Here is a 21,915-nt window from a genome sequence, read left to right on the forward strand (position 1 = left end):
CTTGGCGGAGGAAGCAGGTTGTCGGAACTCTCTCCGTATTTTATCGAGCGGCTGCACGAGCATCCCGCGGGCCCCGGTCGCGGCGCGCTCGCGGGTGCCGGCGACGAGCAGCCCGATCTGCGCGAGTACTGGCGCGTGGTCCGCCGCCATCTCGCGCTCATCGCCACCATCGCGCTGGGCGTGGTGACGGTGGTCGGTGTGGCTGTGTTTGTCGCGACCCCGATCTACACCGCATCGGCGGTGATTCTGATCGAGCCGCAGCCGCCGCAGGTCCTCGACATGAAGCAGCTAATGGTCGAGTCCTCAAACAGCGCCGAGCACGATTACTACAAGACCCAGTACTCGTTGCTGCAAAGCGAAAGCCTCGCCGCCCAAGTCATCAAGAGCCTCGGCTTGCAACGCAGCCCCGTCTTCAATGATTCCAACCGGCCAAGGGGCCTGATCGCGAATTACTGGTCGGGCCTCAAGGCGTGGGTGAACGGGCTTTCGGGCAGCGCCGGTGCAGCGCGCCGCGTCGACCCCCCCGAGATCGACGGGGTCGGCGCGGCGCTGGTGAGGACCTATCTGGGAGATTTGAGTATTCGACCCGAATTCGGCACCCGCCTGGTGAAGATCTCGTTCAGCACGCCCGATCCGCGGGTTTCGGCGACGGTCGCTAACGCCCACGCCCGGGCCTACGTCAACCAGGGGATGGAACTGCGGGCGCGCGCGAGCCAGGCCGCCCAGCAGTTTCTCGAGCGCAAGCTGGTCGAGCTCCGCGACCGGGTGGAAAAGTCCGAGGCCGCGCTCAACAGCTACCGGCACGACAAGGGGATCGTCGAGTTCAGTACCGAGGGCAAGAACGAGATCCTGCTCAAGCGGCTGGAGGACCTCAACAACGCGCTGACCGCGGCGGAGACCAAAAGGATAGCGCTCGAATCGCAGGCCGACCTCATCAGCAAGGGCGACTACTACGCGCTGCCCGGGGTGGTGAGCAGCCCGATGGTGCAGGCGCTCAAGCCGCAGCTGGCGACGCTGGAGGCCCAGTACGCGAGCATGGCGAGCCGCTATACGCTTGAATACGGGCCGCTGGTTGCGCTCAAGGCGAAGCTCGACGGCACGCGCGCGCGCCTTGACGAGACGGTGGGCGAGATCGTCCGGAGCGTCAGGCTGCGCTACCAGGCCGCGGTGGCACGGGAGAACGAGCTGCAGCGCGAGGTGGCGCAGGAGAAGGCGCGCGCGCTGGCGCTCAACGACGCCTCGCTCAAGGACGCGATCCTTGCGCGCGACGTCGATACCAACCGCCAGCTCTACGAGAGCGTGCTCAAGCGGATGAAAGAGATGGGCGTGGCGGCCGAGGTGCGCGCGACTAACGTCTCGGTGGTCGACAACGCGGTCGTGCCGGCCGCGCCGTCGAGCCCGCGCAAGGGCCTCGCGCTGATGCTCGCCGCGATGCTCGGACTGACCGGCGCGATCGGCGTCGCTTTCCTAATCGAATACCTCGACGACACCTTCAGAACCGCCGAGGACGTCGAGCGCCACCTGCGCTTGCCGATGCTGGCCTTGGTGCCGGACATGAGCCGTCTGCAAAACGGCAGTTATCGCGGCGAGCGCAAACGGGAACTCGAGACGCTCGCGCGCGACGCGCCCGAGCTGCTCGCTCGGCGGACGGCGGACGAGCCGCCGGAGAAGGCCGGACGGGCGGCGAAACACGGGCGCTGGGCGCTGGCGACGGCGCGCGAGGCCTACCGCACCGTCCGCAGCCAGATTCTGCTCTCGCGTGCGGGCGAGCCGCCCAAGACCGTGCTCATCACCAGCGCGGTGGCGGGCGAGGGCAAGTCGATCACCGCGGTCAACACCGCGATCACGTTCGCGCACAAGGGACGCCGGGTGCTGTTGCTCGATGCCGATCTGCGCAAGGCGCGCTGCCATGAGCTTCTGCGATGCGCCAGCGAGCTGGGGCTTGCCGAGGTGCTCACCGGCCAGACCGCGGTGGACGAGGTCATCAACCGCACCGCCGTCACCAACCTTTTCTTCATCGGCGCCGGCGCGGTCCCGCCCGACCCGCCCGAGCTACTGGGCTCGGCCCGGATGGGCGAGGTGCTGCGCGAGCTCGGCGCGCGCTACGACCACGTCATAATCGATTCGGCCCCGGTGATGCCGGTGAGCGATTCGGTGGTGCTGTCACGCCACGTCGACGGCGTGATCGTGATCGCGGGACGCACAACCTCGCGCCAGCTGGTCAAGCGGGCCTGCCTGCGGGTGGGCGACGCGGGAGCCCGCATCCTGGGCGTGGTCCTTAACCAGGTCGGCCTTTATCACGCGAGTTACTACTCATACAACGGCTACCATCATTACTCTTACTATTCGCGCACAGAAGCGGTTGCCGACGGTCCGTCCGAGGATCACGCGCGGATAGTATTCGACTGAGCAGAGTCGCGCACTCCTTCCGGCGCTCGCCTGCGTTCCTTGCGCCGCGCCGGCTGAGACGTCGGTCGAAGCCGCGTCCTTCACATGCGGATTCTGTATCTCGGGATCAACTATTGGCCGGACGAAACCGGAATCGCGCCATTTGCGACCGGCAGATGCGAGTATCTGGCCGCCCGCGGCCACGAAGTAATCGCCTGCGTGGGGCCTCCGTACTACCCGCGATGGCGGGTGCCCGAAGGATATCGCCGTCGCCCCTTCTCTTCAGAGCGACGCAACGGAGTTACGGTCCTACGCTCGTGGGCCTACGTCCCGCGCCGGCTCGGCCCGCTGCGGCGCATCCTGCACGAAGGCTCCTTCGTCTGCTCATCCCTGGTGCGCGCGCTCGGATGCGCGCGGCCCGACCTGCTGTTCGTGACCTCGCCGCCGCTCGGCCTTGCCCTGAGCGCGATCGCGCTCGGCCGATTCTGGCGCGTGCCCTACGTATTTCACGTCGCCGACTTGCAGCCCGACGCGGCGCTCGACCTTGGGATGCTCGCGCAGGGGCGCCTGGTGCGCGCGCTCTATCGGCTGGAAGCGGCGGCCTATCGCAGCGCGGCCATGGTTTCGACGCTGACCGAAGCGATGCGCCGGCGAATCGTCGCCAAGGGCGTGGCGGCGGAGAAGGTCGCGCTGCTCTCCGACTGGGCCGACCCGCGGCTGTTCTCGATTGCACCTCGCGACAGCGCAGGGGTCAGCGCGGCGCGCCGACGCTTCACGGTTGCGCACTTCGGCAACATGGGCGTCAAGCAGGGACTCGAGGTCGTGCTGCGGGCCGCACAACTGACGCGCGACGATCCCGGGATTGTCTATCTGCTAGTCGGCGACGGAGCCGAGCGGCCGTCCCTGCAGGCCAAGGCGCGCGAGATGGGCCTCGTGAACGTGCATCTGATGCCGCTCCAGCCGCACGGCCGTTTCCACGAGCTGCTGGCGAAATCCGACGTCTGCCTGGTCACGCAGCAGAGGACGGTGGCCGACGTCGTCTTCCCGTCCAAGGTGATCACGCTGCTTGCGGCGGCGCGGGCGGTGATCGCGTCGGTCGGCACGGGGAGCGAGGTGGCGCGCGTTGTGGAGCGATCGCAGGCGGGGATCGTGGTTGCGCCCGAGGATCCCCGGGCGCTGGCCGGCGCGGTCGCCCGGCTGCGCGCGGATCCGGCAGCGGCGGCGCGGATGGGCCGCGCGGGACGCGCCTACGCCTTGGAGCACTGGGGCCGCGAGCGAGTTTTGCGGGCCACTGCGGGCAGGATCGCCGGCGTGCTGGGCGCCGCCGCGGCCGCCGGATTTCCCGCGGTCGAGATGGAATCGACTGAAAGGAGCGGTACATGAGGCGGGTCGTGGTCACCGGCGCCGGGGGATTCATCGGCCATCACCTGGTAAGCCGTCTCAAGGCGGCGGGCTGCTGGGTGCGCGGGGTGGATATCAAGTATCCGCAGTACGAGCCGAGCCGGGCCGACGAGTTCATCGTGGCCGACCTGCGGCGTTTCGAAAACAGCCGGCGGGCCACCCGCGACGTGGAGGAGGTGTACGCGCTCGCGGCGGACATGGGCGGCATGGGCTTCATCAGCTCGCACCACGCGCAAATCCTGCGCGATAATGCGCTGATCAATATCCACACCTTGGAGGCGGCGCGCCAAAACGGCGTGCGGCGCTATCTCTACTGTTCGTCCGCCTGCGTCTATCCCGAATACCGCCAGAGCACCGCCGACGTTGCGCCGCTGCGCGAGGAGGACGCCTACCCGGCGCAGCCCCAGGACGCCTACGGATGGGAGAAGCTGGTGACCGAGCGGCTCTGTATCCACTATCGCGAGGACTACGGCCTGGAAACCCGCATCGTGCGCTTTCACAACATCTTCGGGCCGCTCGGCACGTGGAAGGGCGGGCGCGAGAAGGCCCCGGCGGCGATCTGCCGCAAGATTGCGATCGCCAAGCTCGTCGGCGATCACGAGGTTGAGATCTGGGGCGACGGCCACCAGACCCGCTCGTTCTGCTACATCGACGACTGCGTCGAGGGCATCGCGAGGCTGATGCGGTCGGAGTACCGCGAGCCCCTCAACCTCGGACAGGATCGCAGGGTCACCATCGACGAGCTCGCCGATATGGTCGCGGCAATCGCCGGTATCTCAATCACCAAGCGCCACGTCGCCGGCCCGCAGGGCGTGCGCGGACGCAACTCCGACAATACCCGCCTGCGCGCGGTACTCGGCTGGGAGCCGCAGATAAGCCTCGAAGAGGGGCTCGAGCGCACCTACCGATGGATCGAAGAACAGGTGCGTAACGCGCGTTCCACGACCGGCGCGATACCGACTCAGTCGCGCGCCGCAGTCTAGCCCGTGAAGCTGGCAGGGTCCTTTCGACTTCGATCGCCGAGAGAGCGCGATGTGTGGGGCGCGGCAAAGGACGGCGGCCGGATGAGCTGGCGGCGGGTGGAACGGTGCTGCGAACACACCTTCATCGCGGACGCGCTCGCTCCGGGTTCGGTGGTGATCGACCTGGGAATGAACACCGGCGGTTTCGCCAGCTGGATCGCCGAACGCTTCGCCTGCCCGGTCTACGGCGCCGAGCCCGATCCGGACCTGTATCGCACGCTGTCTCAACGCTCCGAGCTGAAAGTGATTCCGTGTGCTCTCGGCGGATGCGGCGACACGGCGCTGCTCCATCGCGCGCCGGGTAGATGCCCCACGCTGTTGAGCAACGGCTTTCAGCTCGGCGACGAGGTGGCGGTGGAGGTCGTCGGTTTTGAGCAGTTTCTGTCGCGTGCAGGCCTGGCCGAGCGCGCCTCGATCGACCTGGTGAAGGTGGACATCGAAGGCGCCGAGCTGGCGATGTTCGAGCAGGCGGCGGCGGACGTGTTGCGGCGCGTAGGACAGTTCACCGTCGAGTTTCACGATTTCATATGGCCCGAGCTCGACGAGCGGGTGCGCGGCGTAACGGCGCGGTTGGGTTCGCTCGGCTTCGAGGTCATCCGCTTCTCGCTCGACAACACGGACGTGCTGTTCGTCAACCGCGCGCTGCTCGGCCTGGGGCCGGCGGGCGCCGCCTGGCTAAGGGTGACTAAGTACGCAAAGGGGATCCGTCGCCGGGCCGGCCGGCTCCTGCCGGCTAGATGCTCCGGCTAAGGCGCATCGAGCTTCGGGCGTTGCCGCGGGCCCGCCGGTAGAAGGCTCTGATTGTCGAATGATGTCGCGCTTCATGTGCGGAGCCGGGCAGAATCTTCGGACCCCAATCCCGATCCACGTGCGCGCGCGCCGGTTGATCCATCGAGGGGTCGGAGCCGTGCTTCAACGGCCGCCGACGCGGGACGACTACCTGGCGCTGCGATTTCTCCTCCGGAGCCGCTTTTTGTGGAAGGGATTGTCCGCTGTGCGCGCAGTGGCGCAATGGCGGAACGACCGGGCCTGGATGCCCGCGGATCCACCCAATCCGCTTCAGACCTTCTTCGACGGCCGCAGGGAAGGACGCGGGATCACAAAATGGCGTCACTATTTCGACATATACCAACGTCACTTTGGCCGTTTGCGCGGGCGCGAAGTTCACGTGCTGGAAATCGGCGTGTACGCCGGCGGCAGCCTGGAAATGTGGCGAGACTACTTCGGTCCGCGCGCGCACGTTTACGGCGTCGACATTCAGCCCGCGTGCAAACGGTTCGAGAGCGAGTCAGTCAGAATTTCCATCGGGGACCAGGCCGATCGCGATTTTTGGAAGCAATTCAAACGGGCAACTCCGGCGCTCGACGTCGTGATAGACGATGGCGGTCACGCGCCGCAAGAGCAGATAGTTGCGTTCGAAGAGCTGCTGCCGTTCCTGCGTTCGGGAGGGATCTACCTCGTCGAGGACATCCACGGCATTTGCAACGGCTTTGCGATGTACGTGCAGGGGTTCGCGCAGGCCTTGAATGCGGAGGCGGGGATGACGCAGAACCCGGACGACAACGAAAGAAGCGTGCTCTGCCGGACCACGGCTCTGCAGTCTGCCGTCGCGTCGGTGCATCTTTATCCCTTCGTGGCGGTGGTCGAAAGGACAGCTACGCCGGTGGTCGAACTGGTTTCCGCGCGGCACGGGACTCAGTGGGAACCGTTCTAGCGCTTAGGTTTCGCAAGGAGCCGGGTGTTTCTGGAGGCATCGAAATCTCGGCCGCGCGGACCCGGGAAACTTTTGGATGCGGTCGGCGATGCGCGCGCGCTCGCCGGCCTCCCTAAGCCCATGGACGTGCGCGCATTGTGGCGCGACCTGCACGGCACAAGCGCGTTCGCGGCCAACGCCACACTCACGGCAGCGGCGAATCTGGCTCTGGCCGCGCTCGGCGCGATCAGCGGGATCCTGGCCGCGCGCCTGCTGGGACCCGACGGCCGCGGCGAGCTTGCGGCAATCCAGATCTGGCCCTCCTTTCTCGGAGGCTTGGCGATGCTGGGGATGCCCGAAGCCGTGGTCTATTACTGCGCGCGCTCGCCCGCGCAGGCTGGCCGTTATCTCGGCTCGGCCATCGTCATCGCGCTGCTGTCCTCGGTCCCCTTCCTGGTGGCGGCCTACATCATGATGCCGCTGTTGCTGCACGCCCAGGCTCCCGCGATCGTTCGGGCGGGACGATGGTACCTGCTGCTGATACCCGTCTTCGCATTGGTCGGAATGATGCTGCATCCGCTGCGCGGGATGGGAGACTTCGCGCGGTGGAACCTGATGCGCCTGATGCCGGCTGCGATGTGGCTGGCAGTGTTGATAGCGGCCTGGGGATTCTCGCGTGCAACGCCCACGTTTGTGGCCGCCGCCAATCTGGTTGGTCTCGCCCTGCTCATAGTGCCATTCGGTGCGCTGGTGACCCGACGGATTCCGGGACCGTTCACTCCCGATCCGCAGAAATTTTCCGCGATGCTCGGCTACGGCCTTCCTTGCGTGATGACCAGCGTGCCCAATTTGCTCAACATGCGCCTGGACCAGATGCTGATGGCTTCGCTGCTCCCGCCGCTCGATCTCGGCCTCTACGCAGTGGCGGTTGCGTGGAGCGACGCCGCCAGACCTCTCCTCAACGCGATCGGTGCGGTGGCGATGCCGTCAGTCGCGGCAGCTTCCGGTCAGCAAGAGGCCGCTCGGCGTCTGGCAATCCGCAGCCGGATGGCCGTCGTGGTGGCGCTGCCGGTCTGCCTTGCGATCGCAATCGCCACGCCGTTCGCGGTGCCGCTGCTGTTTGGCCCCCGCTATTCCGGCTCGATCCTCGCCGCGCTGGTTCTGGTGCCAGCCGCGACGGTCCTGGGCTCCAACGCGGTGTTGGCCGAGGGTTTACGCGGCTTCGGCGCGCCGTCCGTCCCCTTGTACGCGGAGCTGGCGGGTCTCGTCGTCACCGTAGTGGGGTTGAAGACGATGCTGGTCCCCTTTGGGATTATGGGCGCGGCGCTGGCCTCGCTGCTCGGATACGCGGCGGTCGGGGCAGTGCTTCTCTTCGGCGCCCGGCGCATAACCGGCGTCTCGGTTGCCGCACTCACCGTGCCTCGCGTGCGGGAGCTGGAAGCGGCCGGCAAGCAGATGCTTGGCGTCCTTGGCCAGTGGCTGCATCGCCCCCTCTATCAGGGAACCCGGGCCGAGCCGTGACGCCGCAAGTCAGCATCTGCCTGACCACCTACAATCGGGCCGACTCGCTGGGCCGCATCCTTGCGGGCTTGCGCGAGCAGAGCTTCGCTGACTTCGAGCTGATCGTGAGCGATAACTGCTCCGGCGATCGGACCCCCGAAGTGGTCGCGGCCTGCGCGGCTCGCGACCGGCGGCTGCGATATCGGCGGAATTCGCGCAATTTGGGGATGCCGGGAAATATTAACGCGGCGATCGCCGAGGCAAAAGGCTCCTACATCGCGATCCTGCATGACGACGACATCTACCGTCCGGATCTGATTGCGCAATGGAAGAGTGCTCTCGACGCGAATCCTGAAGCCCCGTTTGTCTTCAACGACTACGAAAGCCTGCTTCCTTCCGGCAAACATCGCCTTTATCGCGCCACCGCCGGGCGAGCCCTGCCGGGGGCGGCGATTGCCCGCTACTATTTTTCGACCTTCAGCTCGTGCGTGTGGGGCACGGTGATGTTGCGGCGGGAAGAGTTCGAGGCGGCCGGTCCTTTCGATGCGCAATTCGGCATCGCGAGCGATGTCGATCTCTGGCTCACGCTCGCCTGCGGCAGAGATGTGGCTTACGTTCCTGAACCGCTCATCACGCTGGCGTCGGACGGGGAGGAGCGACCATACATTGGCTATCCCTGGCAGCAGCTATTCTGGGCCCTCGGGACGTATCGGCGCGCGCTAGACCGGTATCGGCATCTGATGCCGGACGAAGTGGATGAGCATGCGCGGAGGCTGCCGGGAAAATTCCGCAGGAAATGGATACGCCGGATCGGCGAGCTGGTAAAGCGGCGGAAATGGCGCGAGGTGCGGGAGGGGCTGTCGCTCTGCCGCGATTCGCCCGATCCGCCGCTGCGTTCTCTGAGCCGGATATGCATGGCAACCGCGCCGCTTCCCTCTTGGTACAGTCCAGGCCTCTGGCTGCCGTTGACGAAAAACGAATAGCAGTCCCCGATCGCGCGCGGCGAACGATCCGGCCCAGCAGGGCCGATGGAGTTGCGTTCGCGCCGCGCTTAATCGCCGCATAGTCAAAATCGAGCGCCGACCTTAATCGCATCTGACCCACAACCATGAAGGTCGTGATACTTGCGGGAGGCATGGGGACCCGGCTTCGCGAGGAGACTGAATATCGGCCGAAACCGATGGTGCAGATTGGGGGCCGGCCAATCCTGTGGCACATCATGAAGATCTACGCCCTTTACGGGTGCACCGATTTCGTGGTGTGCCTGGGTTACAAAGGGGACGTGATTCGCGATTACTTCCTCAATTACGAGAGCCGGCATTGCGACGTCACAGTGACCCTCGGCTGCGGGCGCGTTGAATACCATGGCAGGCACGACGAAGACGGCTGGCGGGTGACCATGGCCGAAACCGGCGACAAGACGATGACCGGCGGACGCCTCCGGCGAGTTGCCGGGTACGTCGGCGGGTCGGCCTTCATGGCCACATATGGCGACGGCGTCGCCGACGTGGACCTCGATGCGCTGGTGAGATTTCATCGGCGCGAAGGCAAACTGGCAACGGTCACGGCGGTGCGCCCCTCGTCGCGCTACGGCGAACTCGCGATCGACAACGGGCGGGTCACCCTTTTCCGGGAAAAGCCGCAGGTCAATCAGGGTTGGATCAACGGCGGCTTCTTTGTGTTCGAACCGGCCGTCCTCGATTTTATCCGCGGCGACGGCGACACGCTCGAGGCCGGTCTGCTGTCGCGGCTGGCCGAACAGGGGGAACTCGCGGTCTATCAGCACACCGGTTTCTGGCAATGCATGGACACCTACCGCGAAAAGCAGCAGCTCGAAGAGCTGTGGGCGAACGGAAAAGCGCCGTGGAGGCGATGGTAGTGACCGGCTCGAAGGCGCCGTGGAAGGTTCTGGTCACCGGCCACGCCGGCTATATCGGCTCGGTCATGGTTCGCGTGTTGATGGCTGCGGGACACAGCGTAACCGGCTGCGACACCGGATACTTCGAGGGCTGCGAATTCGGCGACGGCCATTGCCAGCTCCCCGCGCTGCGCCGGGATATTCGCGATCTCGACGAAAGTACGCTGGCCGGCTTTGACGCGGTTGTGCATCTCGCTGCGCTGAGCAATGACCCCTTGGGCGAGCTCAATCGTGAGCTCACTCTGGAGATCAACTATCTGGCCTCGGTGCGGCTGGCCCGGCTCGCCAAGGACGCCGGGGTAAAGCGCTTTCTGTTCTCTTCGTCGTGCAGCATATACGGAGCCGCAGGGGACGAAACCCTGACCGAGACCGCGCCGCTCAAGCCCTTGACCGCCTACGCCGAGTCCAAGGTGCGCACCGAGGAGGCGCTGGACAAGCTGGCGGGGGACGGTTTCTCACCGATCTACTTGCGCAACGCCACCGCCTACGGCTTCTCGCCGCGGCTGCGCGCGGATCTCGTCCTGAACAACCTTTGCTGCTGGGGCTACACGACCGGCGCGATCCGCATCATGAGCGACGGCACGCCGTGGCGCCCAGTGGTGCACGTCGAGGATATCTGTTGCGCGTTCGCCGCCGCCCTGGAGGCGCCGGCGGCGGCGGTGCACAACCGGGCCTTCAATGTTGGACGCGACAGCGAAAACTACCGGATTCGCGACCTGGCCGAGATCGTCCGCGCGCTGCTCCCAGGATGCAGGGTTGAATACGCCGGCACGGCCGGTCGCGACCCGCGCAACTACCGGGTTGATTTCACCCGCATCGGTCGCGAGCTGCCCGCCTACCGGCCGCGATGGACGGCGCACCATGGGGCCCAGGAGATCATCGCGCACTGCCGGCGCAATGGGATGACCGAGTCGGCCTTTCAGGGCTGGCGATTCACGCGCCTGGCGCAGCTGAAACGGTTGATCGACGCGGACCGGCTCGATTCGGCCTTGCGCTGGCGTGAAGGCGCGCCCGCCGCCGCATACTCCGACCGCGTTTACGCTGACCACCGTCGCGGCCGCCGCCGCGCGAGCTAGTCGAGGTCATGCCGGAGCCATCCGACCGCAAGTGCCTGGGCTGCGGAGTTGCGTCGCCCGAAATCTTTCTCGATTTGGGACGAATGCCTTTGGCAAATGCCTACCTGCATTCCGAGGCGGATTCGGAGCGCGAGGAAAGGTTCCCTCTGGCGGTGGCTTACTGCGGACGATGCCATCTGGTCCAGTTGTCGGAGACCGTTGCGCCGGAAAAGATGTTCTCCGACTATGCCTACTTTTCTTCCTATTCGGACAGCTTCCTCGCGCATGCGCGAAAGATGGCCGAATCCCACATCGAACGCTTCAACCTGGGGCCGACGAGCCGCGTGCTCGAAATCGGCAGCAATGACGGCTACCTGCTGCAGTATTTCAAGCGACGCGGTATCGAGGTTTTGGGGGTTGATCCTGCCGCTAATATCGCAGCCGCCGCGAATCGCAAAGGATTGCCCACGCTTTGCAGGTTTTTCAACTCGGACACTGCGGCGGAGATTGTCTTGAAGCAGGGCAGGGCCGATTTGATGATCGGCAACAACGTTCTCGCTCACGTTCCCCGGATCAACGATTTCCTGGGCGCGGTGGGGGCATGCCTGGAACGCGATGGTGTCGCAGCGTTCGAATTTCCCTATCTGCGCGAACTGCTGGACAAGACCGAATTCGACACCATCTATCACGAGCATGTTTTCTACTATTCGCTGAGTGCAATCGAAAATCTCGCGCGGCGCGCCGAGCTCGAGCTGTTCGACGTCGTCCGTCAGCCGGTCCATGGCGGCTCGCTGCGCGTTTTCCTGCAGCATCCCGGGGTCCGCCCTGTTGAAGGACGCGTCGAGCGGATGTTGAATCAGGAACAGGAGAGCGGTCTGACGCGCTTTGCGCATTACGCGTCATTTGGCCAACGGGTTCTCGTCCTCAAAGAGCAACTGCTCTCGACGCTTCGCGCCATCAGCCGGGCCGGCAAGCGCATCGCGGCCTACGGCGCCCCGGCCAAGGGTAATACCTTGCTGAACTACTGCGGCATCGGGCGCGACTTGCTGGAGTTCACGGTCGATCGCAGTCCGCATAAGCAGGGGATGCTTCTTCCCGGTTCACATCTGCCGATTCTGCCACCGCAAGAATTGCTCGCGCGAAAGCCCGACTACGCGCTGATCCTTCCCTGGAATATCGCTGATGAAATAATCCGTCAGCAGGTTAATTATCTGGCGGCCGGCGGAAGGTTTATTTCGCCTGTTCCCGAGCCGACGATTCTGACCTATTGAGTCTGGCGCAGGAGGAATCAGTTGGGAGATGGAATTCAAGGAGACGGCCGTGGCCGGAGCATTCGTGGTCGCCCCCGAACGGCTCGACGACGAACGGGGTTTTTTCGCGCGCACGTTCTGCCGGCGCGAATTCGCACAGCGGGGTCTGAATCCGCAGGTGTCGCAATCGAGCGTCTCCTTCAATCCCAAGCGCGGCACCCTGCGCGGGCTTCACTACCAGGCGCCGCCGCATGCTGAATGCAAGCTCGTGCGATGCACGCGCGGGGCGATCTTTGACGTGATTATCGATCTGCGGCCGCACTCGCCGAGTTATCGGCGATGGGCGGCGACCGAGCTCAGCGCGCAAAACCACCGGCTGATCTACATCCCCGAGGGCATTGCGCACGGCTTCCTCACGTTGGCCGACGACTGCGAAGTGTTCTACGAAATCTCCGAATCTTACCATCCCGAGTGCACGCGCGGCGTGCGCTGGAACGACCCCGCCTTTCACGTCAGATGGCCCTTCCCGCCCGCGCTGATGTCCGAGCGCGACCGCAGCTACCCGGACTTCGCGGAATGAAGCGGGTCCTGGTCACGGGCGCCGGCGGATTCATCGGACGCCATTGCGTGCCGCGTTTGATCCGCCGCGGCTTCGAGGTCCATGCGGTTTCTCGCCGCGGCGCCCCGATCGCCGCGTCGGATGCGCACTGGCACGCCTGCGACCTGCTCGACGCCGAGCAGCTTGCGCAGTTGATGGCGCAGGTGCGACCCGAGGGGCTTATTCACTTCGCGTGGGAGACCACGCCGGCTGAGTATCGGACCTCTGTGGAGAATCTGCGATGGCTGCGGGCAAGTATCGCGCTGGTCGAGGAGTTTGCGCGCTGCGGCGGCCGGCGGCTGGTCGTCGCGGGAACCTGCGCAGAGTACGATTGGCGCTGCGGCTTTCTCTCCGAAGGGATAACCGCGCTCAGGCCTGCCACGCTTTACGGCGTGTGCAAGAACCGTTTGCGCGAAGCGGTCGAGGCACTCGCCGAGGCGGCGGCGCTGAGCTGGGCGTGGGGGCGCATTTTCCATCTCTATGGGCCCTGCGAGGCGCCCGAGCGCCTGGTGGCGTCGGTCATCCGCGAGCTACTGGCGGGCGGGCGCGCGCGCTGCACCAGCGGTTTGCAGGTGCGCGACTACCTCGCCGTTCAGGACGCGGCTGAGGCCTTTGCCGTGTTGTTCGACAGCGACGTTAAGGGGCCGATCAACGTCGCTTCCGGCCAGCCGGTCTCGGTTCGTGGTCTAATTCGCATGATCGGCCGTCAGCTCGACCTGGTCGATCGCATCGAATTCGGCGCGCTCTCTTGCGGTCCCGAGGAACCGCCGCTGCTGGTGGCCGACGTCCGCCGCCTTTGCGACGAGGTCGGTTGGAGGCCCAAATGGTCGCGCGCGGAAGGCCTCGCAGAGGCCATCCGCTGGTGGCGCGAAAGTGCCCAGGTGCGCCCTGGCTAATTTGCCGCGGCGGGGTAGCTGACGCCCTTCGAGCAAACGCGCCCCTCGAGGTCTTGAGAGCGCTGCAGGCTCGTGTCTGCCGCCGGCAAGCCTGCGGCAAGACAGAGAAGGACGCCTGTCGGAAGCTTTGCAGGTCTGCATCGGCAGCTTCGGACGGTTTCATACCTTTGAGCTGGCGCGGCAACTACAACGCCGGGGCCGCTTGCGGCGGATGTACACCGCCTACCCGCGATGGAAGGTCGATCGTCTGCCGCGGTCGAAAGTGAGCACCTTTCCGTGGCTGCTGACTCCGATGATGGCCGTGGATGCGCTCAGCCGCTCACCCGTCCTCAACTATCACGCGATCACCAGCTTCGATCACTGGATGGCGCGGCGAATCGAGCCGTGCGAGGTGTTCCATTCGCTATCGTCTTATGCGGTGCAGAGTCATCAGGCGGCGAAGAATCGGTATGGCGCCCTGACCGTGTGCGATCGCGGCTCGTCTCATATCCTTTATCAGGAGAGCATCGTCGGCCACGAATACGAGCTTCAGGGCATGCCCTTTCGCGGATTCTCGCGGCGCGGAGTGGAGCGCGAGCTTTGGGAGTATGCGAACTGCGACCTGATCTTCGTGCCCAGCAGCTTTGCCTACCGAACCTTTGTGGCGCAGGGCGTGCCGGAATCCAAGCTGCGTCTTAATCCGTTCGGCGCCGATCTGAACCGGTTTCATCCGGTGCCCAGACAAGACGACGTATTCCGCGTCGTGTACGTGGGAGCCCTCAGCATTCGCAAAGGGATCCCTTACTTGCTGGAGGCATTGGCGCCGCTTTCACTGCCCAGGTTCGAGATCTGGTTGATTGGCCCGCGCATGCCGGAAACGAAACGCTTGCTTGCCAGATATGAAGGGCGCTTTCGCTATCTTGGTGTAATCTCGAACGGGCAGCTTTTCCGCTACTACAGTCAGTGCTCGGTCTTCGTGATCGCCTCGATCGAAGAAGGGCTGGCCATGGTGCAGCCTCAGGCCATGGCGTGCGGGCTGCCGATTGTAGCTACGACGAACACCGGGGCCGAGGATCTTATTACCGACGGCGTCGAAGGCTTCATCGTTGCGATTCGCGACCCCCAGGCGATTCGCGACCGAGTCCTTCGTCTCTATCGCGATCCCGATCTGCGTGACGAGATGGCGCGTGCGGCGAAACGCCGTATCGAATCGATCAATGGTTGGGACGATTTCGGCGAGCGCGCGATATCGAGTTACCGCGCGGCACTGCAAGGAAAAACTGACGACGCGGGAAAGGCCGAGTGACGGTCAGATGAATGCGCTGCCCAACTTCTTCATTATCGGCGCGCGCCGGTGCGGCACCACGGCGCTGGCGCAGTACCTCGCGGAGCATCCGGCGATTTTATTCTATCCGACCGAGCCCAACTTCTTCTGCCCCGACGTCGAGCTGGAGCCGCGCGACCGGGCGAGCGAAGCGGAATATTACGGCTTTTTCGCGGCCGCGCGACCGCAGCATCTGGCGCTCGGCGAAAAGTCGGTGACCTACATGAACTCGACGGTCGCCGCCGGCCGGATTTTTCGCTTGCAGCCGGGTGCTCGTTTCATCGCCATCGTCCGCAACCCGCTCGAGATGGCGTACTCCTGGTACGTGTGGAACCGCCGGCGCGCGTTCGAACCCGCCCCGACCTTCGAGCAGGCGTGGAGACTGCAGGTCGAACGGAAGGCCGGGCGGGCGGTGCCTCACAACTGTCCGACGCCCTCCTTTCTGCAGTACGGCGAGTTGTGTCGGGTGGGCGCCCAGCTTCAGCGCTGGTACGAACAGGTGCCCGCCGAGCATCTTCGGCTGGTGCTATTCGAGGACTTCGCCGCCGCGCCGGCAGACATATACGAGGATACGCTTCGCTTTCTGGGTCTCCCCTCTGACGGCCGCGAGCACTTTCCCATCGTCAACGAAGGGATATATCCGCGCTCGGTCCGCCTGCAGCGCTTGCTCCTGCTCGCCAGGCGTGGTTCGCAGGGGCTCAAGCGGGCACTCGGCGTGGAGCGCGGATTCGGCGCTCTGTCGAAAGTCGAAGCGGCGCTTGCCACGCCCCGCCTGCCGCTGTCTCCCACTTTCAGGGCCGAACTGGCGGAGTTCTTCGCCGCCGACGTCGCCCTTGTATCCCGGCTTGCCGGGCGCGACCTGTCGTATTGGCTTGGCGCCGGAGCCGGCGCTCCCGGGGGCGGGTCGAGCAAAGATAGACGGGGAGCCTCGCCGCCCGGGGCGGAGCGCGAGGCACCGCGCAGAAAGCAAGCGCCCCCAAGCTGGCACAAAACGTGACGGTCGCGATCGGAATGCCGCGTGTGCTGGCAGGCAAGCTCCTGTTGGCGCTGCTTTCGCGCGAACAGGAGTTCCTGAACCGGCGCTTCGTGGAATGGGCGCTCGCCGCCGCGCCAAGGCGCAAGCGAAGAGCGTTGGCTTTGAGGCTGCTCGCGCTTAGCCCCCATTTCTCGGACCGGCCGTTCGGCGCGGTGCTGAAGCTCGGGGCGTTGGAGCGTGAGTTCGCGCGCAATGCCGCTACTCGGCGGGCGATTCACGAAGCCCTGATCAGGCCGCGGGTGGCGCCGTCGATGCGCGTGCTGGACTTCGGATGCGGCCCGGGCTATCTGGCCAAGGCGGTCAGCGCCGACGTCTCCGAAGTGATCGCTGTCGACGTGTCTCGCGGGGTGATCGCATGCGCCGCGCTGCTCAATCCGGCCTCGAACATTACCTATTCCATCAACCACCGCTCCGACCTCCGCTTCATCGGGACTTCAAGCATCGACCTGATCTATTCGTTCGCAGTGATTCAGCACCTCGAGACGCGGATCGCCGCCGATTTCTTTCGGGAGTTTTACCGAGTCCTGCGGCCGGGCGGCCAGACATTGTGCCATCTCGTGCTCGGTCCGGGAGAAGGCGACAGGCGCGAGCTTCGGGGCTGGGAGAAATGGCTCAGGCTCAGGCAGGTTCGGCTCGCCCCCGCCGAGGCTGAGCGCATGGCGCGCGATGGCGGTTTCGATCGCGTTCGGCTTGTGCCAATACGCGAGCTGGCCCGGATCGATGACGACGTGGGCCGCCAGCATCTGATGCTGCTTGAAAAGGCCGTCGGCCCCTCATGGGCGCCTGCCAATGCGCCGGCCGAAAGCGACGCCGCCCAGTGAGGCGGCCCGCGTTCATCGGTTTGCGGCGCGCGAGCAGGCAAAATCCAGTTCCCTATCGGGTGGGAGGCCGGCGCCGGCCGAAGCGAACGAAGGCGCAAACGGCGCCCGCGGCGGAAAGAGAAAAGTAGCGGTGCGTCTGCTGTTGTCTGACACGAGCGCCTACCGCCCCACCAGTCCGTTCTTCGTGGAAGCGGCTGCACAACTGGCGCAAAAAGACGCCGGCGAGTTCAGCTACGAGTTCTGCGATGAAGCTCCGTTCGATAAGGGCGGGAGCCGTCTGCTGCAACGCATCGCGCGGCGCATCGCGCGCCGCCCTCCAGTCGATTGCGCGGCAATCAATCGCCGCTTTCTTACGCAGGCGGTCGCGTTTCGCCCCGACCTGATCCTGATTTGCAAGGGGGCCTTTCTGACTCGCGCGACTCTGGCTCGGGTCAAAGCCGCCACCGGCGCAGCCCTGATCAATTACGCGACCGACGACCCCTTCAATTCCAGAGTCAGCCCGCCGGGCCAGATCGAGACGATCCCGCTTTACGACCTTTACGTATGCACCAAGTGGGCGATCATGAAGGACGTCGTCAGAGCCGGATGCTCCAACGTCATGTATCTCCCGTTTGGCTACCAGCCGTCGGTGCATTTTCCCGAGCCGCCCGCGAGCGCCGAAGAGCGCCGGCGCTTCGATTCCGACGTGGTCTTCATCGGTTCGTATGATCGCGAGCGGATTGTCTTCTTCAGGCACCTCCTCAAGCAAATCCCGAGTCTGAAGCTTGCGCTTTACGGAGGTCAGTGGAACCGCAGCCTTCGATTGCGCCGCTATTGGCGAGGTTTCGCGCTGGGGCGCGATTTTCGATTGGCGTTGGCAGGCGCCAGGATCGCCGTCAACCTGGTGCGGCACGCCAACCGCGACACGCACTCGATGCGCAGCTTCGAGCTTCCGGCCTGCGGCTGCTTCATGCTGGCCGAGCGCGCCGATGAACATCTGGCGCTGTTCCAGGACGAGCACGAAGGCGCGTACTTCTCCTCGCCCCAGGAGTTCGCGGCGAAGGTCCGCTACTACCTGGCTCACGAGCGCGAGCGAGCCGAAATCGCGCAAGCGCAATATCTGCGCGTGACCACCGGGGGGCACACCTACGGCGACCGGCTGGCGGCGATCCTCGCCGCGGCGAAAGGCCTTTCGCGGAAAGAAAAGTCGGTTCAACCGAGAGCGGCGGAAGCGATGAACCGCCAAATTGCAATTGGCGCTCGCGAGCGGACCGGCTATCCATGACGACCAACGCGGTAGTCATATTGCTCTCCCTGCTGTGGCTGGGCGTAACGGGAGCCGTCTGCCATCGGCGGTGGCAGGCGGCCCGCTTCGACCTGGCCGATCTGTACATCCTGATGGTGGGGGTATTTTACGGCGGCGTCGCCCTGGTTGAGGCGTCGCTGGCGGATCTTGGCGGCTACGAGCCGCGCACTGTCGTCACCGTGTACATTTTGCTCGCGACAAGTCTTGTCGGAGTCAGGTTGTTGATGTCGCGGTTGCCGGAGCGGTTGAAGGGGGCGCTTCGACTCAACCGAATTGCCGGCCTCGCCGCGGAGACTTCCGTATGGTCGTTGGTCGCGGTTGCCGGGCTGATGGGCCTGCTTACGTTGTACGGCATCCGCCGCTATGGGGTGCTGTCCGATTCCGACGTGAGACTCGTCCCCGGAGGCCTGCCGTACCTGTTCACCAGCGCCAAACAGATTGAGTACAGCGGGTTGATCCAGGGGCTTTTTGTGGCGGCGTGGACAAAATCTCTGATTGGTCGTGGAACGGAAAGATGCGTAGCCCTGATGGTGTCGGTCGCGATGCTGTTCCTGGCTGCGACCTGGGGACGGACGGTCGAGTTCGAAGTGCTATTGCTGGGACTGGTGCTATGGTCCCTCGCCCGCCGGAGCAATCCTTTTGCGCTCCGGGCCGCGGTCCGGTGGATGGTGGTACTGGGGATGATGTTCGTCGCGAGCAATATTTATCAAACCTATCGCGAGTACTGGTTCGACCCCATCGCGCTCAGGTTGGGCATCGACAAGAGCGACAAACGGCTCGCTGCGGCGGCCGGCGATTGGCAAACGACCGTCAGAAACGTTGCCGCACGCGGGGCGGACTGGGATTACGACTATATCGTGCTGCGGGCGATTGAGCGCCAGGGACCTCAGGAAGGCCTGCTGCTGGCGCACGAAATCGAGAATCACATTCCACTATTTATGTGGCCCACGAAGCAGTATGTAAACCCCGATTTGGAGTTTGACGAATTGTATGGGTATAACTCGAATTACACCTCGGACTATAATACCAATCTCCTGGGAGTAACGCTGATTGATTTCGGTTATTTGGCGGTGGCGATCTTCGCGCTGTTGATGGCCGGTGCGTTCGCCGTCGGCGCCGCGATGCTGAATCTGCTGAAGGGGTACCGGGGGCTCTACGTGATCATGGCGGGGCTGACGCTGGATTCAGTTCTGCGGATCGAGACCAGCTACGCGGGTGTAATCGGGCTGATGCGGTGGGCGATTTTGATGCTGGGCTGCTACGGATTGGCCGTTCTCTGGCGGGCGCTTAGGCCGATCAACGGCAAGCTCGTGACGGATCGTGCGGCGGCGGCCGCTGGCGGATAAGCGCGGTCGGTCGCAAGCGGTGTAGGGCTGCGTTTGCGTGGCGGCATGGCCGCAAGACGGATTCTGATCTACCGGTTAGGCAGCCTGGGCGACACCGTGGTCGCGTTGCCCTGCTTTCATCTGATCGCGCGGCGTTTTCCCGACGCCGAGCGTTGGCTATTGAGCAACAGATCCGTCGGTCCCACCACGCCCTCGGCGGCTGACGTGCTGGGCGGTTCGGGGCTGGTCCACGGTTTCATCGAGTATCCACGAGGTTTGCGCGGGCTGAGAGCGCTCGCTGCGCTGTCGCGCCGGATTCGGTCGCTACGCCCCGAGCTTCTGATTTTTTTGGCCGAACCTAGGGGCCTCCGAGCCCTGATGCGGGACGTTGCGTTTTTCCGCGCAAGCGGAGTCGGGCAGATAATACCGCCCCCATGGCGACGCGAGCTCCAGCGCTACCACTACGACGCAGCCAGCCAAAGTTACGAATGCGAGACGGAGCGGCTTGCGCGATGCGTGAGAGAGCTGGGCGACGCTCGCCTGGCGGAACGGGCCAGCTGGGATTTGCGCTTGAGTGCCGAGGAGCAGGCACGCGCGGCGACTTTGGTGCGCGGATGGCCCGGCAGCAAGCAATATATCGCCTGCAGCGTTGGCGCCAGGATTGAAGTCAAGGACTGGGGCGTCGGGAACTGGCAGGCTCTGCTGGCGCGTCTGGGCGAAGACCGGCCCGAGCTCGGCTTGGTGCTGGTCGGGGCGGCGCGGGAGGCGTCGGTAAGCGACATGGCTGCGGCCCGCTGGCGCGGACCGACCATCAATCTGTGCGGCGCGGCGACGCCTCGCGAAACGGCTGCGCTGCTGGCAAGGGCGCGGCTCTTTGTCGGGCACGACTGCGGACCGATGCATCTGGCGGCTGCGATGGGAACTTCGTGCGTGGCGGTGTTCAGCGCGCGCCTGCCGCTTCGCTTGTGGTCTCCTTACGGCGACCATCATCGGGTCGTCTATCATCGTGTGCCGTGCGAAGGATGCGCTCTGGAACGATGCGCGAAATTCCAGAAGAAATGCATTACTTCGATTACCGTCGATGAAGTCTATTTCGCGGCACGTGCGGCGCTCGACGAGTCCCTGGCGGAGCCGGAGTCGACTCGCCGCACCGGCTCCGTGGGCCTTTGATGAAGAGCGGCGTTCGACTGGCCTACCTGGTAACCCATCCGATCCAGTACCAGGCGCCGCTGCTGCGACGAATCGCCGCCGAGCCGGACATCCGGCTCAAGGTCTTCTTCGCAAGCGATGTCTCGCTGCGCGAGTTTGTAGATCGCGGGTTTTCGCGCGCGATTCGCTGGGACGTGCCGCTGCTCAGCGGCTACGAATACGAGTTCCTCCCGGCGCTCGGATCAAAGAATAATCCTTCGTTCTGGCGGCCGATAAACTATGGACTTGCGGCCAGGCTCGAGGCCGGACGATTCGATGCGCTCTGGGTCCACGGCTACATGCGCTGGCAGCATTGGGCGGCCATGGCGGCGGCGAAGCGGCGCGGGATAAAGGTGCTGGTACGGGACGAGGCGACCGCGATCAGCAGCCTGCGCGGTGCGCCGAAGCGCAAGCTCAAAAAGTTGCTATTTGCGTGGCTCAAGAGAGTTGCGGATGGCTTTCTGGCGATCGGAACGCTCAATGGCCGCTACTATCAGCAGAGCGGCATCCCCGACCGACGCATCTCCATGATGCCCTACGCGGTCGACAATGCTTTTTTTCACGCGCGCGCGGCCGAATCCGCCTCCGCGCGCGCCGCGCTCCGCGCTGCGCTCGACCTTGAACCCCGCCGGCCCGTGATCCTCTATGCGGGTAAGATGACCGCGCGCAAGGCTCCGGGCGACCTATTGGATGCCTACGCTCGGTTGGCCTCCAGCTGCCCCGCGGGACGGCGCCCGTATCTCCTTTACGTGGGCGACGGCGAGTTGCGCCGCGCCCTGGAGCAACGGGCGTCTGCCAGGGGTCTGGATACGATCAGGTTCCTCGGCTTCAAGAACCAGACCGAGATGCCGGCCCTCTACGAGCTTAGCGATGTGTGTGTGGTGCCCTCGCTCGTGGAGCCGTGGGGCCTGGTCGTCAACGAGGCGATGAATGCGGGCAAGGCGATCGTCGCCAGCGACCGGGTGGGGTGCGCGCCGGACCTGGTGCATGACGGCGTCAACGGCTTCATCTTCAAGGCCGGCGACCGCGCGGACCTCACGCGCAGGCTTGAGGAGGCGCTTGCCGACCCCCATCGATGCGCTGCGATGGGACAGCGCAGCCTGGAAATCATCGGCCGCTGGAGCTTCGAGGAAGACGTGCAAGGCCTCCGTACTGCTCTGGGTTTGTAGTCACGCGCCGGCGCGCGTGCGCCGCAGCCCGGCCGCGCAGGGTTCGACCTGGAACCACGCAGAGTTC

Annotated in this window: 19 protein-coding genes; all 19 read left to right on the forward strand. The window is 65.0% G+C overall.

The annotated features are described in order from the left end of the window. Positions 1–18 precede the first annotated feature (18 nt). The gene (locus VFB33_04570; protein ID HZO80947.1) at positions 19–2,409 is read left to right on the forward strand and encodes a polysaccharide biosynthesis tyrosine autokinase; all 2,391 of its coding nucleotides are present in this window, start codon (positions 19–21) and stop codon (positions 2,407–2,409) included. An 84-nt stretch (positions 2,410–2,493) separates the two neighbouring features. Next, positions 2,494–3,771 carry a WcaI family glycosyltransferase gene (locus VFB33_04575; GenBank protein ID HZO80948.1) on the forward strand — a complete coding sequence of 426 codons (1,278 nt, stop codon included), beginning with the start codon at positions 2,494–2,496 and terminating at the stop codon, positions 3,769–3,771. Then, on the forward strand, positions 3,768–4,772 hold the full coding sequence (locus VFB33_04580) for an NAD-dependent epimerase/dehydratase family protein (GenBank protein ID HZO80949.1): 1,005 nt from the start codon (positions 3,768–3,770) through the stop codon (positions 4,770–4,772). The genes VFB33_04575 and VFB33_04580 overlap by 4 nt, the downstream gene beginning before the upstream one ends. A gap of 81 nt (positions 4,773–4,853) precedes the next feature. Beyond that, positions 4,854–5,561, forward strand: a complete 708-nt coding sequence (locus VFB33_04585) for an FkbM family methyltransferase (protein ID HZO80950.1) — start codon at positions 4,854–4,856, stop codon at positions 5,559–5,561. A 58-nt stretch (positions 5,562–5,619) separates the two neighbouring features. After that, positions 5,620–6,525, forward strand: coding sequence for a class I SAM-dependent methyltransferase (locus tag VFB33_04590; protein ID HZO80951.1), 906 nt, complete (start codon positions 5,620–5,622; stop codon positions 6,523–6,525). A gap of 120 nt (positions 6,526–6,645) precedes the next feature. Continuing rightward, the gene (locus VFB33_04595; protein ID HZO80952.1) at positions 6,646–8,025 is read left to right on the forward strand and encodes an oligosaccharide flippase family protein; all 1,380 of its coding nucleotides are present in this window, start codon (positions 6,646–6,648) and stop codon (positions 8,023–8,025) included. Then, positions 8,022–8,987, forward strand: a complete 966-nt coding sequence (locus tag VFB33_04600; protein ID HZO80953.1) for a glycosyltransferase family A protein — start codon at positions 8,022–8,024, stop codon at positions 8,985–8,987. The genes VFB33_04595 and VFB33_04600 overlap by 4 nt, the downstream gene beginning before the upstream one ends. Positions 8,988–9,112: 125 nt before the next feature. Beyond that, on the forward strand, positions 9,113–9,883 hold the full coding sequence (gene rfbF, locus VFB33_04605; protein ID HZO80954.1) for a glucose-1-phosphate cytidylyltransferase: 771 nt from the start codon (positions 9,113–9,115) through the stop codon (positions 9,881–9,883). Further along, a complete protein-coding gene (locus tag VFB33_04610; protein HZO80955.1) occupies positions 9,877–10,998 on the forward strand; it encodes an SDR family oxidoreductase in 1,122 nt (373 codons plus the stop codon). Before rfbF ends, VFB33_04610 begins: the two co-directional genes overlap by 7 nt. Positions 10,999–11,006: 8 nt before the next feature. Continuing rightward, the gene (locus VFB33_04615) at positions 11,007–12,248 is read left to right on the forward strand and encodes a class I SAM-dependent methyltransferase (GenBank protein ID HZO80956.1); all 1,242 of its coding nucleotides are present in this window, start codon (positions 11,007–11,009) and stop codon (positions 12,246–12,248) included. 28 nt (positions 12,249–12,276) lie between these two features. Next, positions 12,277–12,807, forward strand: coding sequence for a dTDP-4-dehydrorhamnose 3,5-epimerase (gene rfbC, locus VFB33_04620; GenBank protein HZO80957.1), 531 nt, complete (start codon positions 12,277–12,279; stop codon positions 12,805–12,807). Further along, positions 12,804–13,721, forward strand: coding sequence for an NAD(P)-dependent oxidoreductase (locus VFB33_04625; protein HZO80958.1), 918 nt, complete (start codon positions 12,804–12,806; stop codon positions 13,719–13,721). Before rfbC ends, VFB33_04625 begins: the two co-directional genes overlap by 4 nt. 211 nt (positions 13,722–13,932) lie before the next feature. Continuing rightward, positions 13,933–15,006: a glycosyltransferase family 4 protein gene (locus VFB33_04630; GenBank protein ID HZO80959.1), complete on the forward strand. Its 1,074-nt coding sequence runs from the start codon at positions 13,933–13,935 to the stop codon at positions 15,004–15,006. Positions 15,007–15,013: 7 nt separating this feature from the next. After that, positions 15,014–16,021, forward strand: a complete 1,008-nt coding sequence (locus VFB33_04635) for a sulfotransferase (protein HZO80960.1) — start codon at positions 15,014–15,016, stop codon at positions 16,019–16,021. Then, a complete protein-coding gene (locus tag VFB33_04640; protein ID HZO80961.1) occupies positions 16,018–16,881 on the forward strand; it encodes a class I SAM-dependent methyltransferase in 864 nt (287 codons plus the stop codon). Before VFB33_04635 ends, VFB33_04640 begins: the two co-directional genes overlap by 4 nt. 142 nt (positions 16,882–17,023) lie before the next feature. After that, on the forward strand, positions 17,024–18,145 hold the full coding sequence (locus tag VFB33_04645) for a glycosyltransferase (GenBank protein HZO80962.1): 1,122 nt from the start codon (positions 17,024–17,026) through the stop codon (positions 18,143–18,145). Further along, positions 18,142–19,512, forward strand: a complete 1,371-nt coding sequence (locus tag VFB33_04650) for a hypothetical protein (protein ID HZO80963.1) — start codon at positions 18,142–18,144, stop codon at positions 19,510–19,512. The genes VFB33_04645 and VFB33_04650 overlap by 4 nt, the downstream gene beginning before the upstream one ends. 45 nt (positions 19,513–19,557) lie before the next feature. Next, the gene (locus tag VFB33_04655; GenBank protein HZO80964.1) at positions 19,558–20,661 is read left to right on the forward strand and encodes a glycosyltransferase family 9 protein; all 1,104 of its coding nucleotides are present in this window, start codon (positions 19,558–19,560) and stop codon (positions 20,659–20,661) included. Further along, positions 20,661–21,848, forward strand: coding sequence for a glycosyltransferase family 4 protein (locus tag VFB33_04660; GenBank protein HZO80965.1), 1,188 nt, complete (start codon positions 20,661–20,663; stop codon positions 21,846–21,848). The genes VFB33_04655 and VFB33_04660 overlap by 1 nt, the downstream gene beginning before the upstream one ends. Positions 21,849–21,915 lie beyond the last annotated feature (67 nt).

It is taken from the genome of Candidatus Binataceae bacterium, assembly GCA_035650475.1.
Taxonomy (GTDB): Bacteria; Desulfobacterota; Binatia; order Binatales; family Binataceae; genus JAKAVN01.

Bases quoted from the DNA above. Each gene is read 5' to 3' on its own strand.
- VFB33_04575 (HZO80948.1), top strand. From the start codon at position 2,494: ATGCGGATTCTGTATCTCGGGATCAACTATTGGCCGGACGAAACCGGA.
- VFB33_04580 (HZO80949.1), top strand. From the start codon at position 3,768: ATGAGGCGGGTCGTGGTCACCGGCGCCGGGGGATTCATCGGCCATCAC.
- VFB33_04585 (HZO80950.1), top strand. From the start codon at position 4,854: ATGAGCTGGCGGCGGGTGGAACGGTGCTGCGAACACACCTTCATCGCG.
- VFB33_04590 (HZO80951.1), top strand. From the start codon at position 5,620: ATGATGTCGCGCTTCATGTGCGGAGCCGGGCAGAATCTTCGGACCCCA.
- VFB33_04595 (HZO80952.1), top strand. From the start codon at position 6,646: ATGGACGTGCGCGCATTGTGGCGCGACCTGCACGGCACAAGCGCGTTC.
- rfbF (HZO80954.1), top strand. From the start codon at position 9,113: ATGAAGGTCGTGATACTTGCGGGAGGCATGGGGACCCGGCTTCGCGAG.
- VFB33_04610 (HZO80955.1), top strand. From the start codon at position 9,877: ATGGTAGTGACCGGCTCGAAGGCGCCGTGGAAGGTTCTGGTCACCGGC.
- VFB33_04615 (HZO80956.1), top strand. From the start codon at position 11,007: ATGCCGGAGCCATCCGACCGCAAGTGCCTGGGCTGCGGAGTTGCGTCG.
- rfbC (HZO80957.1), top strand. From the start codon at position 12,277: ATGGAATTCAAGGAGACGGCCGTGGCCGGAGCATTCGTGGTCGCCCCC.
- VFB33_04625 (HZO80958.1), top strand. From the start codon at position 12,804: ATGAAGCGGGTCCTGGTCACGGGCGCCGGCGGATTCATCGGACGCCAT.
- VFB33_04630 (HZO80959.1), top strand. From the start codon at position 13,933: ATGTACACCGCCTACCCGCGATGGAAGGTCGATCGTCTGCCGCGGTCG.
- VFB33_04635 (HZO80960.1), top strand. From the start codon at position 15,014: ATGAATGCGCTGCCCAACTTCTTCATTATCGGCGCGCGCCGGTGCGGC.
- VFB33_04650 (HZO80963.1), top strand. From the start codon at position 18,142: ATGACGACCAACGCGGTAGTCATATTGCTCTCCCTGCTGTGGCTGGGC.
- VFB33_04655 (HZO80964.1), top strand. From the start codon at position 19,558: ATGGCCGCAAGACGGATTCTGATCTACCGGTTAGGCAGCCTGGGCGAC.
- VFB33_04660 (HZO80965.1), top strand. From the start codon at position 20,661: ATGAAGAGCGGCGTTCGACTGGCCTACCTGGTAACCCATCCGATCCAG.